The organism is Micromonospora haikouensis, from assembly GCF_000876225.1.
GTDB lineage: Bacteria > Actinomycetota > Actinomycetes > Mycobacteriales > Micromonosporaceae > Micromonospora > Micromonospora haikouensis.
The window spans coordinates 2744123-2758767 of record NZ_JXSX01000001.1 but is presented as its reverse complement, the minus strand read 5'-3'; the positions used below and the strand labels follow the sequence as shown (position 1 = coordinate 2758767).

Here is a 14645-nt window from a genome sequence, read left to right as displayed (position 1 = left end):
GGGGCGGGCCGGGTCACGAGTCGGTGCCTTCCAGGGCCATCCGGACCAGGCCGGCGACGTCGAGTTCGCGGATCTCCGTCTCGGGGGCGGCCGGGGCGGCCGGCGCGGCCGGGCCGGTGACCGTGTGCGCGAGCTGGAGGAGCTGTTCGAGCAGGCCGGCCTGGCGCAGCTGGTCCAGCGGGATCGCGGCGAGGACCCGCCGCACCTGCTCCTCGTCGCCGGTGCCGCCCACGGCGGGGCCGGCGTCCGGCCCGGCCTCGGCGCCGAACAGCTCCTCGTGCAGGTGGTCGGCGAGGCCCGCCGGGGTCGGGTAGTCGAAGACGACCGTGGTGGGCAGGTCGTGGCCGGTCGCGGCGGTGAGCAGGTTGCGCAGCTCCACGGCGGTCAGCGAGTCGAAGCCGAGGTCGAGGAAGCCCCGGTCGGTTTCGATCGCGTCGGCGGAGGAGTGGCCGAGGACCTTCGCCGCGTCCACCCGCACCATCTCCAGCAGCGCGGCCCGCCGCTCCTGGCCGGGCAGCGACCGCAGCCCGGCGAGCAGGTCCCGGCCGGCGGGCGCGGCCGGGTCCGGCGCGGCGGCCGGGGCGGCGGTCAGCGCGTGCACGGCCGGCAGGTCGGCCAGCAGCGGGCTGGGCCGCAGCGCGGTGAACAGCGGGTGGAAGGTGGCCCAGTCGACGTCGGCGACGGTGACGCAGGTGTCCCCGGCGGCGAGGGCGTGCCGCAGCCCGGCCAGCGCCACGCCCGGCGGCATGACCCGCAGGCCCCGGCGGCGCAGCTGCTCCGGCGCGCCGTCGGAGAACATGCCCGACTCGGTCCACGGCCCCCACGCCACCGACGTGGCGGGCAGGCCCCGGCCGCGGCGGGCCTCGGCGAGCGCGTCGAGGTGGGCGTTGCCGGCGGCGTACGCGCCCTGCCCGCCGCTGCCCCACACCGCCGCGATGGACGAGAACAGCACGAACGCGTCCAGCTCGACGCCGTCGAGCAGCTCGTCGAGCAGCTCCGCGCCGACGAGCTTCGGGGCGATGACGTACGCGAGGTCCTCCAGCGTCGTGTCGGTCAGCGGCACCACCTCGCTGACCCCGGCGGCGTGCACCACGGCGCGCAGCGGCGGCCCGTCGCGGCGCAGGTCGGCGATCAGGTCGGTCATGCCGGCCCGGTCGGCGGCGTCGCACCGGGCGACCCGGCAGTCGACGCCGAGGGCGGTCAGCTCGGCCAGCAGCTCCGCCGCGCCGGGGGTGTCGGTGCCGCGGCGGCTGGTCAGCACCACCCGCTGCGCGCCGGCGGCGGCCACCCAGCGGGCCACGTGCCCGCCGAGCGCGCCGGTGCCGCCGGTGATCAGCACGGTGCCCCGGGGCTGCCACGGCTCGGGTTCCCCGGCGGTGCCGGCCGGGGCGAGGCGGCGTACCAGCACGTCGGACTCGCGGACGGCGAGCTGGTCCTCGGCGACGCCGCCGGTGAGGACGTTGCCGAGCCGCATCGCGGCCCAGCTGTCGATCGTGGCGGGCAGGTCGACCAGTCCGCCCCAGCGGGCCGGCTGCTCCAGCGCCGCCACCCGGCCCAGGCCCCACAGCGTCGCCTGCCGGGGGTTGGCGGGCGCGTCGCCGTCGCCGGTGCCGACGGCACCCTGGGTGACGCACCACAGTCGGGCCGCCGCGTCGCGGTCGGCGAGCTCCTGGAGCAGCTGGACGGTCGCGGCGAGGCCGCGCGGCAGCGCCGGGTGCTCGGCGTGCGGGGCGTCGTCCAGGCCGAGGAAGGACAGCACCGACAGGGTCCCCTCGGCGGCGTCGAGGGCCTCGCCGAGCACGTCGGCGAGCTGCCCGCCCAGCTCGTCGGGGTCGGCGGCGAGGTCGACGCCGACGGTGGTCACGTCGGTGCCGAGGGTCCAGGTGCAGGAGTCCAGGACGGGGTCGTCGACCCGGTCGGCGGGCAGCAGCACCAGCCAGTGGCCGGGCTCCTGCGGCTCCGGGGTGGCCGCGAGGGGCTCCCAGACCGCCCGGTAGCGGGCGGCGTCCACGAGGGACCGTTCCCGGCCGCGCCGCCGCCACGCCGACAGGGCCGGCAGCACCGCCCCGAACGGCTGGTCGCGGTCGACGTCCAGCTCGCGGGCCAGGGAGTCGAGGTCCTCGGCGTCGACGGCCGCCCAGAACCGGCGCTCCACCTCGGTGTCGTCGGCGTCGCCGTCGCCCGCGGCGGGGCCGGCGGTGGCCCACGGCGGCGGCTCCGGCCAGTACCGCTGCCGGTCGAACACGTACGTGGGCAGGTCGACGCGCTGCGCGCCGGTCTCGGCGTACAGGGTGGGCCAGTCGGGGCTGACGCCGTGGGTGTGCAGGGCGGCGACGGCCCGCAGCAGGGCCGCCGGCTCGGGGCGGTCCCGGCGCAGGGTCGGCGCGACCAGCGGGGCCCGCCCGCCGGCCGGGGCGCCCTCGGCGAGGACGGCCTGGGTGAGCGCGGTGAGCACCCCGTCGGGGCCGATCTCGACGTACGCGGTGGTGCCCTGCCCGCGCAGGGCCGCGACGGCGTCGGCGAAGCGTACGGCGTCGCGGGCGTGCCGCGCCCAGTACGCCGGGTCGGCCAGCTCGTCCGCGCCGACGGGCGCGCCGGTGACCGTGGAGACCATCGGCACGGTCGGTGCCTGCCAGTCCAGCCGCCCGGCGACGGCGGCGAGGTCGGCGAGCACCGGCTCCATCAGCGGGCTGTGGAAGGCGTGGCTGACGGCGAGCCGCCGCACCCGTACGCCCCGGGCGGCCCACTCGGCGGCCAGCTCCTCGACGGCGTCGCCGGCGCCGGAGAGCACCACGGCGGCGGGGCCGTTGACGGCGGCGACGGAGACCCGGTCGGCGCGGTCGCCGAGCGAGGCGAGCACGTCGGCCTCGGCGGCGGCGACGGCGAGCATCGCCCCGCCGTCGGGCAGGGCCTGCATGAGCCGGCCCCGGGCGGCGACCAGCGCGGCGGCGTCGGCCAGCGACAGCACCCCGGCGGCGTGGGCGGCGGCGAACTCGCCGATGGAGTGCCCGGCGACCGCGTCGGGCCGCAGCCCCCACGCGTCGAGGAGCCGGAACAGGGCCACCTCGACGGCGAACAGCGCGGGCTGGGTGTATTCGGTGCGGTCGAGCAGCGCCGCGTCGGCGGTGCCGGGCTCGGCGAACAGCACCGGCCGCAGCGGCCCGGGCAGGTGCGGGTCGCAGGCGGCGCAGACCTCGTCGAGGGCGGCGGCGAAGACGGGGAACGCCTCGGCCAGCTCGCGGCCCATCCCGGCCCGCTGCGCGCCCTGCCCGGAGAACAGGTACGCCACCTTCGGGCGGGGCGCGACGGCCCCGGTGACCAGCAGCGGCGAGTCGTCGCCGGTGGCGAGGGCGCGCAGCCCGGTGCGCAGGGCGATCCGGTCGGCGGCCAGGACGACGGCCCGGTGGTCCAGGTCGGCCCGGGACACCGCCGACGACCAGCCGACGTCGACCATCGGCGGGGCCTCCGGCCCGGTGAGCTGGTCGGCCCACGGCCCGGCCTGGGCGGCGAGGGCCGCCGGGGTACGCGCCGACAGCAGCACCGGCACCACCGGCAGCCGGCCCGGGTCGCCGGCCGGCGCGACCGGGGCGGGCTCGTCGGGGGCCTGCTCCAGGATGGTGTGCGCGTTGGTGCCGCTGATGCCGAAGGAGGAGACTGCGGCCCGGCGCGGGTGGCCGGTGACCGGCCAGGGCCGGCCCTCGGTGAGCAGCTCGACCGCGCCGACGCTCCAGTCCACCTGGTCGGTGGGCTCGTCGACGTGCAGGGTCGCCGGCAGGAAGCCGTAGCGCAGCGCGAGGACCATCTTGATGATGCCGGCGACCCCGGCGGCGGCCTGGGTGTGGCCGATGTTCGACTTGATCGAGCCGAGCCACAGCGGCTGGTCGGCGGGGCGCTCCCGCCCGTACGTGGCGAGCAGCGCCTGCGCCTCGATCGGGTCGCCCAGCTTCGTGCCGGTGCCGTGCGCCTCGACGGCGTCCACGTCGGCGGCGGTGAGCCCGGCGTTGGCCAGGGCCTGCCGGATGACCCGCTGCTGCGACGGCCCGTTCGGGGCGGTCAGCCCGTTGGACGCGCCGTCCTGGTTGACGGCGGAGCCCCGGATCACCGCGAGCACGGGGTGGCCGTTGCGGCGGGCGTCGGACAGCCGCTCCACCAGCAGCACGCCCAGCCCCTCGCCCCAGCTCGTGCCGTCGGCGGCCGACGCGAACGCCTTGACCCGGCTGTCCGGGGCCAGTCCCCGCTGCCGGCTGAAGCCGACGAACACGCCGGGGGTGGACATGACGGTGACGCCGCCGACGAGGGCCATGGAGCACTCCGCCTGGCGCAGCGCCTGGCAGGCCCAGTGCAGGGCGACCAGCGACGACGAGCAGGCCGTGTCGACCGACACGGCGGGCCCCTCCAACCCGAGGGTGTACGACACCCGGCCGGAGAGCACGCTGCCGGCGTTGCCGGTCATCAGGTGCCCCTCGGCGCCCTCGGCGCTGAACATCAGGTTGCGGTAGTCCTGGTAGTTGGTGCCGACGAACACGCCGGTGGGGGTGCCCCGCAGGGCCTGCGGGTCGATGCCGGCCCGCTCGATGGCCTCCCAGGACGCCTCCAGCAGCAGCCGCTGCTGCGGGTCCATGGCGAGGGCCTCGCGGGGGCTGATGCCGAAGAAGACGGGGTCGAAGTCGGCGACGCCGGTGACGAAGCCGCCCTCCCGGGCGTAGCTGGTGCCCTCGTTCTCCGGGTCGGAGTCGAACAGCCGGTCGAGGTCCCAGCCCCGGTCGGTGGGGAACTCGCCGATCGCGTCGCCGCCGGCCGCGAGGAGCTGCCACAGCTGCTCCGGGTTGTCCGCGCCGCCGGGCAGCCGGCAGCTCATCGCGACGATCGCGATGGGCTCGTCGTCCACGGGCGCGGCGGCCGGCGCGGGGGCCGCCGGCTCGGGGTCGGCGCCGGTGAGCAGCTCCGCCAGGTGCGCGGCGAGCACCGTCGGATTCGGGTAGTCGAACGCGAGCGTGGCGGGCAGCCGCAGGTCGGTGGCGGTGGCCAGGAAGTTGCGCATGTCCACGGCCGTCAGCGAGTCCAGCCCCAGGTCCCGGAACGGGCGGGTGGCCGGCACGTCGTCGGCCGAGCCGTAGCCCAGCGCGGTCGCCGCGCACTGGCGGACCAGCTCCAGCAGCGCCTCGGCGCGGTCGGCCCGGGACAGCCCGGCGAGCCGGCGGGCGAGCGCACCCGACGGCGCGTCCGCCTCCTCCTCGGCGTCCGGCGCGGCGGCCGGCCGGGCCGCCTCGACCACCTCGGGCAGGTCGCCGATCAGGGGGCTGGGCCGGACCAGGGTGAATGCGGGCGCGAACCGGGCCCAGTCGATGTCGGCGATCAGCGTCGTCGTCTCGCCCCGGCGCAGCGCGCGGGCGAGGGCCTCGACGGCCAGGTCGGGGTCCATGCCGACCATGCCGCCCCGGCGCAGCCGCTGCTGGGCGCGCTCGTTGTCGGCGGGCAGTCCGGCCCCGCTCCACGCCCCCCACGCCACGGACAGGGCGGGCCGGCCCTGCGCGCGTCGCCGCTCGGCGAGGGCGTCGAGGTAGGCGTTCGCCGCCCCGTACGCGCCCTGGCCGGCGTTGCCGGTGGTGCCGGCGACGGAGGAGAACAGCACGAACGCGTCGAGGTCGAGGTCGCGGGTCAGCTCGTCGAGGTGGTCGGCGGCGACGCACTTGGGCGCGGCGACGGTGTGCAGGCGCAGCGGGGTGGCCGTGTCGACGATGCCGTCGTCGAGGACGGCGGCGGTGTGCAGCACGGCGCTCAGCGGCGCGTCGGCCGGTGCGGCGGCGAGCAGGGTGGCGAGCTGGGCGCGGTCGGTGACGTCGCAGGCGGCGACGGTGACCCGTACGCCGAGGTCGGTCAGCTCGGCCTCCAGCTCGGCCGCGCCCGGGGCGTCGGGGCCACGCCGGCTGGCCAGCAGCAGGTGCGCCGCGCCGTGGCGGGCGGCCCAGCGGGCGAGGTGCCCGCCGAGGCCGCCGGTGCCGCCGGTGATCAGCACGGTGCCGCGCATCCGCCAACCGCCGTCGGCGGCGTGCCGGGCCGCGTCGGGGGCGGAGGAGGCGTCGCCGGCCGAGTCGGAGCTGACGGCTGCGGCCGTCTCGGCGTCGCCGGCCCTCTCGGAGCGGACCGGGTCGCCGGGGGTGGCCGGCTCGGGGTCGGTGATCCGGGTGAGCCGGCGGGCGTACACCCCGGAGTCGCGGACGGCGAGCTGGTCCTCGCCGCCGGTGTCGCCGAGCGCCGCGCAGAGCAGGGCACCGGCGTGCGCGTCGAGGCTGTCGGGCAGGTCGATCAGGCCGCCCCAGCGGCCGGGGTGTTCCAGGGCGACGGCGCGGCCGAGGCCCCAGACGGCGGCGGCCGTGGGGTGCGGCGGCTGGTCGTCGGCGGCGACGGCGACGGCCCCCCGGGTCGCGCACCACAGCGGGGCCTCGACGCCGAGCGTCCCGAGCGCCTGCACCAGCGCGACCGTCCCGGTGACGCCGAGCGGGGTGGCCGGGTGGTCGGGGTGCGCCCGCCCGTCGAGGCCGAGCAGGGACAGCACGGCCGCCGGACCGTCCGCCGGCAGCGCGGCGCGCAGCCCGTCGGCGAGGGTCGCGGCGTCGGCGGCGGCGTCCACCTCGACGGGTACGACGTCCGCGCCGAAGTTGCCGAGCGCGCCGAGCACCCCGGCGACCAGCGGGTCGTCGGCCGTGCCGGCGGGCAGGGGCACCAGCCACGTCCCGGCGAGCCAGGTCAGCGGCAGGTCGGGCAGGGCGGGCCAGGTGATCCGGTACCGCCACCGGTCGATGTCGGGCGCGGCCTCGCCCTGGGTGAGGAACAGCGGCGGGGCGGGCCAGTACCGGTGGTGGTCGAACGCGTACGTGGGCAGGTCGACGGTCGCCGTCTCGGCGAGCACGGTGCGCAGGTCGACGGGCAGGCCGATCGCGTGCGCGGTGGCCAGGTTGGTCAGCAGCCGCGTCGGGTCGTCGTCACCCCGCCGCAGGCTGCCCAGGGTGTGGCCGGTGACCCCGACGTCGTCGAGGATCGCCGTCACCGGCATCGTCAACACCGGATGCGGACTGATCTCCACGAACGTGGTGTGCCCGGCGGCGATAGCGACGCGGACGGCGGCGTCGAACTGGACGGTCTGCCGCAGGTTGTCGTACCAGTAGTCCGCCGTCATGCTCTCCGGCTCGACCCAGTCGCCGGTGAGCGTCGACACGAGCCGGACCCGGCCCGGCTGGGGGGCGACGTCGGCCAGATCGGCGCGCAGCCGCTCGGCGACGTCCTGCACCGACGGGGAATGCGACGCGTAGTCCACCGGGATCAGCCGCGCCCGGATCCCCTCGGCCTGGCAGGCGTCCACCAGGTCCGCGACCGGCTGCGGCGGACCCGACACCACCACCGTGCCAGGACCGTTCACGGCGGCCACACCCACACCCGGGAACGCGGGGAGACGTTCGGCCACCGCGTCGGCGGACAGATCCACCGACGCCATCGCACCCGTCCCCCGCAACACCGCCAGGGCCCGCGACCGCAACGCGACGGTCTTCGCCGCGTCGTCGAGGGACAGGATCCCTGCGACACAGGCAGCGCCGATCTCACCTTGGGAGTGGCCGACCACCGCCTGCGGGCTAACGCCCGCGTGCTCCCAGACGGCGGCCAGGGCGATGCCCACGGCCCACAGGACCGGCTGCACCACCTCCACCCGCTCCAACCACGACTCGTCGTCCCCCGTCAACACCGACACGAGATCCACGTCGAGATGCGGGGCGAGGGCCCGCTGACACTCGGCCAGCTTCCCGTCGAAGACGGGCGTGCGACCCACCAGGCCGGCCGCCATGCGTGCCGACTGCGCACCCTGACCCGGGAACACGAACACCGGACCCGCACCCGGCGAGGCGGCCACACCGGACACCATGTTGCCCGCCGGCACACCACTCGCCAGGGCGTCCAGACCGGCGAGCAACTCCTCGACACCCGCGCCGACCACGGCGGCCCGCTGGTCGAACGTCGACCGCGTCGTGGCAAGGGACCAACCGACCGCCGCGGTGTCCAGCACGCCGTGCTCCCGCACGTACGCGGCCAGCCGCTCGGCCTGACCAGCCAGGGCCACCTTCGACCGGGCCGACACCGACCACACCGTCACGTCCGCGTCGACCAGCCCCGGCGAGCGGGCCCCGGCCGACGCGTCGGCGGACTCGTCGGGCTGTTCGAGGATGACGTGGGCGTTGGTGCCGGAGATGCCGAACGACGACACCGCCGACCGCCGCGTACGACCCGTCTGCGGCCACGGCGTCGCCTCGGTGACCAACTCCACCGCACCCGCAGACCAGTCGATGTGCGGCGACGGGGCGTCCACGTGCAGCGTCGCCGGGACGACGCCGTGCCGCATCGCGAGGACCATCTTGATCACGCCGGCCACGCCGGCCGCCGCCTGGGCGTGCCCGATGTTCGACTTCACCGAGCCGAGCAGCAGCGGCGCGGCGTCGCCCCGGTCCTGCCCGTACGTGGCCAGGAGCGCCTGCGCCTCGATCGGGTCGCCGAGAGTGGTGCCCGTGCCGTGTGCCTCCACCACGTCCACGTCGGCGATGGACAGGCGGGCCGAGGCGAGGGCCTGGCTGATCACCCGCTGCTGCGCGGGCCCGTTCGGGGCGGTGAGGCCGTTGGACGCGCCGTCCTGGTTGACGGCGGAGCCGCGTACGACGGCGAGGACCTGGTGGCCGTGACGCCGCGCGTCCGACAGTCGCTCGACCAGCAGCCAGCCGACGCCCTCGGAGAAGCCGGCGCCGTCGGCGGCGGCGGCGAACGACTTGCACCGCCCGTCCGGGGAGAGGGCGCGTTGCCGGCTGGACCCGATGTAGAGGCCGGGGGTGGCCATGACGGTCACGCCGCCGGCCAGGGCGAGGTCGCACTCCCCCGCCCGCAGCGCCTGCACGGCGAGGTGCAGCGCGACCAGCGACGACGAGCAGGCCGTGTCGATGGAGACGGCCGGCCCTTCGAGGCCGAGGGTGTACGACACCCGGCCGGACGCGACGGCCGCCGCGCCGCCGGTCATCGAGTGGCCCTCGTCGCCGTCGGGCGACATCATCAGCAGGGTCCCGTAGTCCTGCCCGTTGGTGCCGACGAACACGCCGGTGCGGCTGCCGCGCAGCGAGGCGGGGTCGATGCCGGCGGCCTCGACGGCCTCCCAGGACGTCTCCAGCAGCAGCCGCTGCTGCGGGTCCATGGTCAACGCCTCGCGGGGCGAGATGCCGAAGAACGCGGAGTCGAAGTCGCCGGCGCCGTCGATGAACCCACCCTCGCGGGCGTACGAGGTGCCCGGGTGGTCGGGGTCGGGGTGGTAGAGCCGTTCGACGTCCCAGCCCCGGTCGGCGGGGAACGGGGCGACGGCGTCCCGGCCCTGGCTCAGCAGCTCCCACAGGTCGTCGGGGTTGCGCACCCCGCCGGGCAGGCGGCAGCTCATCGCCACGATCGCGACCGGCTCCAGTTCCTGGGACTGCGCCTCACTGAGCCGGCGGCGGGTGTCGTGGAGATCAGCCATGACCCGCTTGAGGTAGTCGCGGAGCTTGTCTTCATTGGCCATCGGGGTGCCGCTTCCTCGCAAGGGACGGGGGTGAGCCGGGCGGATCAGGAGATGCCGAGGTCCTTGTCCACCATCGCGAACAGTTCGTCGTCGGTGGCGTCGTCGAGGTGCCGGCCGATGTCGGCGCCGCCGCCGGCCTGGCCGAGGCGGGAGAGCATCGCCTGGAGGCGTACGGTGGCCCGCACCCGGGCGGCCTCGTCGCGCGCCACGACGTCGAGGCTGTCGGCGATCCGGTCGAGGTCGTCGAGGAGGACCGTCGGGGTGACCACGTCGTCGTGGGCGACCTCGGCGAAGAGGTATTCCGCCAGCGTCGTCGGCGTCGGGTAGTCGAAGACGAGGGTGACGGGCAGGGCGACGCCGGTGGCGGAGCCGAGCCGGTTGCGCAGCTCGACGGCGGTGACGGAGTCGAAGCCCAGCTCGCGGAACGCCCGGTGCTCGTCGACCGACTCGGCGGACGGGTAGTTGAGCACGGCGGCGACCTGGCCGCGGACGAGGCCGAGGAGCACGGCGAGCCGGTCGGCGGCGGGCAGCCCGGCGAGCCGCTCCTGGAGCGAGTCGGGGCCGTCGCCGGTCTCCACGGTGGCGATCCGCTCGGTCGCCTGGAGCCGCCGCACGTCCGGCAGGTCGCTGATCAGCGGGCCGGGCCGGGTGGCGGTGAAGGCGACGGAGAACCGCTCCCAGGCGATGTCGGCGATGGTGAGGAACGCCTCGCCGTGGTCGACGGCCTGGTGCAGGGCGGCGATGGCCGCGTCGGGGGCCATTTCGGGTACGCCGTGGCGGTGCAGCAGCTCGCCGAGCGGCCCGTCGGCCATGCCGCCGCCGGCCCACGCGCCCCAGGCGATGGAGGTGGCGGGCAGGCCGAGGCCCCGCCGGTGCTGGGCGAGGGCGTCGAGGAACGCGTTGCTGGGCGCGTAGTTGCCGACGCCGGAGCTGGCGACGCTGCCGGCGAAGGAGGAGAACATGACGAACGCGGACAGGTCCAGGTCGAGCGTCAGCTCGTGCAGGTGGTACGCGACGTCGACCTTGGCCTGGAGGACCCGTTCGATCTGGTCCAGCCGGATGTCGTTGATCATGGCGTCGTCGAGGACGGCGGAGGCGTGCACGACCGTGGTGAGGGGATACTCGGCCGGGATCGACTCGATCAGCGCGGCGAGGGCGTCGCGGTCGGCGGCGTCGCACTCGACGACGCTGGCCTGCGCGCCTAGCGCGGTGAGGTCGTCGACGAGCTGCTGCGCGCCGGGCGCGTTCATGCCGCGGCGGCTGGCGACGACGATGTTCTGCACGCCGCTGCGGGCCAGCCAGCGGGCGGCGTGCCCGCCGAGGGCGCCGGTGCCGCCGGTGACGAGCGCCGTCCCGTAGGGCTCCCACGGGTTGGCGGGCTGGCTGTCGCCGAGCGGCACGCGGGTGAGCCGGCGGGCGAGGAGGCCGCCGGGGCGTACCGCAATCTGGTCCTCGTCTCCGGCGGCGGTGAGGGCCGCGACCAGCAGGCCTGCGCAGCGCTCGTCGACGGCCTCGGGCAGGTCGACGAGGCCGCCCCAGCGCTGCGGGTGTTCCAGGGCGGCGACCCGGCCGAAGCCCCAGACGAGGGCCTGCGTCGGGGAGCGCAGCAGGTCGGCGCGGCCGACGGAGGCGGCGCCGGAGGTGACGGCCCACATGGGGGCGCGCAGGCCGATGTCGCCGAGGGCCTGGAACAGCGCGACGGTGGCGGCGAAGCCGCCGGGCACGGACGGGTGCAGCGGGTGGACCAGCTCGTCGAAGGCGAGCAGCGACACCACGCCGGTCACGTCGGCGGGCTCGTCGGTGCCGCCGCCGCTGGCGGCGAGGGCCTCGCGCAGCAGCTTGCCGAGCAGGTCGCGGTCGGCGTCGGTGGTGGAGACGGGCACGGCGACGACGGTCGCGCCGGCCGCCGTGACGGCCTCGACGCAGGCGTCCTGCCAGGGCTCGACGATGTCGCCGGTGGGCAGGACCACGACCCAGGTGCCGCTCATGCCCCGGTTGGCGATGCCGGTCAGCGGCTTCCAGGTGTCCTGGTAGCGCCAGCTGTCGATGTCGGACTGCCGGCGGCGCTTGCGCCGCCAGGAGGTGAGCAGCGGCAGGGCGGGGCCGAGCGCGTCGAGGGCCTCGTAGGCGGGGGTGTCGTCGGTGGCGACGGCCTCGGCGAGGGCGGTGAGGTCGCCGCGTTCCACGGCGGCCCAGAAGCCGGCGTCGTCGGGGTTGGCCGCGCCCTGGAGCAGCGCCTCCAGGTCGACGCCGCCGCTGCCGTCGAGCCAGAACCGCTGATGGTCGAACGCGTACGTGGGCAGCGGCACCACCTCGGCCTCGGCGAGGACCCTGGTGAGGTCGACGGGCAGGCCGATCGCGTGCGCGGTGGCCAGGTTGGTCAGCAGCCGGGTCGGGTCGTCGTCGCCCCGGCGCAGGCTGCCCAGGGTGTGGCCGGTGACCCCGGCGTCGTCGAGGATCGCGGTGACCGGCATGGTGAGCACCGGGTGCGGGCTGATCTCCACGAACGTGGAGTGCCCAGCCGCCACGGCGACGCGGACGGCCGCGTCGAACTGGACGGTCTGCCGCAGGTTGTCGTACCAGTAGTCGGCAGTCATCGACGCCGGGTCGACCCAGTCGCCGGTGAGCGTCGACACGAGCCGGGTGTGGCCGGGCTGCGGGGTGACGTCGGCCAGGTCGGCGCGCAGCCGCTCGGCCACGTCCTGCACGGCGGCGGAGTGCGACGCGTAGTCCACCGGGATCAGGCGCGCCCGGATGCCGTCGGCCTGGCAGGCGTCCACCAGGTCCGCGACGGGCTGCGGCGGGCCGGACACGACCACCGTCGACGGGCCGTTCACGGCGGCCACACCCACGCCCGGGAACGCGGCGAGGCGTTCGGTGACCGCGTCGGCGGACAGGTCCACCGACGCCATGGTGCCGGTGCCCCGCAGCACGGCGAGGGCCCGCGACCGCAGGGCGACGGTCTTCGCCGCGTCGTCCAGGGACAGGATCCCCGCCACACACGCGGCACCGATCTCGCCCTGCGAGTGGCCGACGACCGCGTCCGGCACGACGCCGGCCGCCCGCCACACGGCGGCGAGGGCGACGCCGACGGCCCACAGCACCGGCTGCACGACCTCGACCCGCTCCAGCCACGACTCGTCGTCGCCGGTCAGCACCGACACCAGGTCGACGTCCAGGTGGGGGGCGAGGGCCCGCTGGCACTCGGCCAGCTTCGCGTCGAACACGGGCGTGCGGCCGACCAGGCCGGCGGCCATCCGCGCCGACTGCGCGCCCTGGCCGGGGAAGACGAAGACGGGTCCCGCGCCGGAACCGGTGACCGTGCCGGTGACCAGGTTGCCGGCCGGCTGGCCGGCGGCCAGGGCGTCGAGCCCGGCCAGCAGCTCCCCGGCGTCCGCGCCGACGACGGCGGCGCGGTGGTCGAACGTGGACCGGGTGGTGGCCAGGGACCAGCCGACCGCCGCCGGGGCGAGGTCGCCGTGCTGCCGCACGTGGGCGGCGAGCCGGGCGGCCTGGCCGGCGAGGGCCGCCTTCGACCGGGCGGACACGGGCCACACCGTCACGTCCGAGTCGACGAGCGCGGCGGCGGCAGTCTCCGCCTCGGCGGCCTCCGTGTCGACGGCCTCCCCGGCGTCCGGGGCGGCGGCCTGCGGCCGGTACTCCTCCAGGATCACGTGGGCGTTGGTGCCGCTGACGCCGAACGAGGAGACGCCGCCGCGCCGGGGGCGGTCCAGCTCGGGCCACGGCTTACGCTCGGTGAGCAGGGACACCGCCCCGGCGGACCAGTCGACGTGCTTCGACGGCTCGTCGATGTGCAGGGTCTCCGGCATGACGCCGTTGCGCAGCGCCATCACCATCTTGACCATCCCGGCGACGCCGGCGGCGCTCTGGGTGTGGCCGATGTTCGACTTGACCGAGCCGAGCCACAGCGGCCGGTCGGCGGGGCGGTCCTGGCCGTACGTGGCGATGAGCGCCTGCGCCTCGATGGGGTCGCCGAGGGTGGTGCCGGTGCCGTGCGCCTCGACCATGTCGACGTCGGCGGTGCCGAGCCGGGCGTTGGCGAGGGCGGCCCGGATGACCCGCTGCTGGGAGGGGCCGTTGGGGGCGGTGAGGCCGTTGGACGCGCCGTCCTGGTTGAGGGCGCTGCCCCGGATCACGGCGAGCACGGGGTGGCCGTTGCGCTCGGCGTCGGCGAGCCGTTCGACGACGAGCACGCCGCCGCCCTCGCCCCAGCCGGTGCCGTCCGCCCCCTCCGCGAACGCCTTGCACCGGCCGTCGACGGACATGCCGCGCTGCCGGGAGAAGACGACGAAGACGCCGGGGGTGGCCATGACGGTGACGCCACCGGCGATGGCGAGGTCGCACTCGCCCCGGCGCAGCGCGTTCACGGCGAGGTGCAGGGCGACCAGCGACGACGAGCAGGCGGTGTCGACGGTGACGGCCGGGCCGTTGAGGCCGAGGGTGAACGAGATCCGGCCGGACGCGACGCTGGTGGTGTTGCCGGTGCCGAGGTACATGTCGACGCCCTCGGGGACGTTCGGCAGGCCCATGCCGTAGTTGGAGGTGCTCACGCCGACGAAGACGCCGGTGGAGCTGCCCCGCAGCGACAGGGGGTCGATGCCGGCCCGCTCGACGGCCTCCCACGACGTCTCCAGCAGCAGCCGCTGCTGCGGGTCCATGGCGAGGGCCTCGCGCGGCGAGATGCCGAACAGGGTCGGGTCGAACGCCCCGGCGTCGTCGAGGAACCCGCCGACGCGGGTGTAGCTCTTGCCCGGCTTGTTCGGGTCCGGGTCGTAGAGGGCCTCCAGGTCCCAGCCCCGGTCGGCCGGGAACTCGGTGAGGGCGTCCCGGCCGTCGGCGACGATCTCCCAGAGGTCCTCGGGTGACCGGACGCCGCCGGGGAAGCGGCAGCTCATCGAAACGATGGCGAGGGGCTCGGTGTCGCGGGCCTCGACGGTCTGCAGCTTGCGCTTCGTGTCGTGCAGGTCGGCGGTCACCCGCTTGAGGAAGTACCGCAGCTTGTCGTCGCTCATCGGGTCGCACCTGCCTCGATCCGGAAGTCGGT

Annotated in this window: 2 protein-coding genes; both read right to left on the bottom strand. The window is 76.3% G+C overall.

Going from position 1 to position 14645, the window contains the following annotated elements:
- Nucleotides 1-13: 13 nt before the first annotated feature.
- Entirely contained in the window at nucleotides 14-9580 is a 9567-nt protein-coding gene (locus TK50_RS11440) for a type I polyketide synthase (RefSeq protein ID WP_043962722.1), read from the bottom strand.
- Between the two features lie 44 nt (nucleotides 9581-9624).
- Nucleotides 9625-14613, bottom strand: coding sequence for a type I polyketide synthase (locus tag TK50_RS11435; RefSeq protein ID WP_043962721.1), 4989 nt, complete (start codon nucleotides 14611-14613; stop codon nucleotides 9625-9627).
- Between the last annotated feature and the right edge of the window lie 32 nt (nucleotides 14614-14645).

What these genes read in the sequence shown, in the direction of transcription:
- TK50_RS11440 (WP_043962722.1), bottom strand. Translation starts at nt 9,580, where the DNA reads ATGGCCAATGAAGACAAGCTCCGCGACTACCTCAAGCGGGTCATGGCT.
- TK50_RS11435 (WP_043962721.1), bottom strand. Translation starts at nt 14,613, where the DNA reads ATGAGCGACGACAAGCTGCGGTACTTCCTCAAGCGGGTGACCGCCGAC.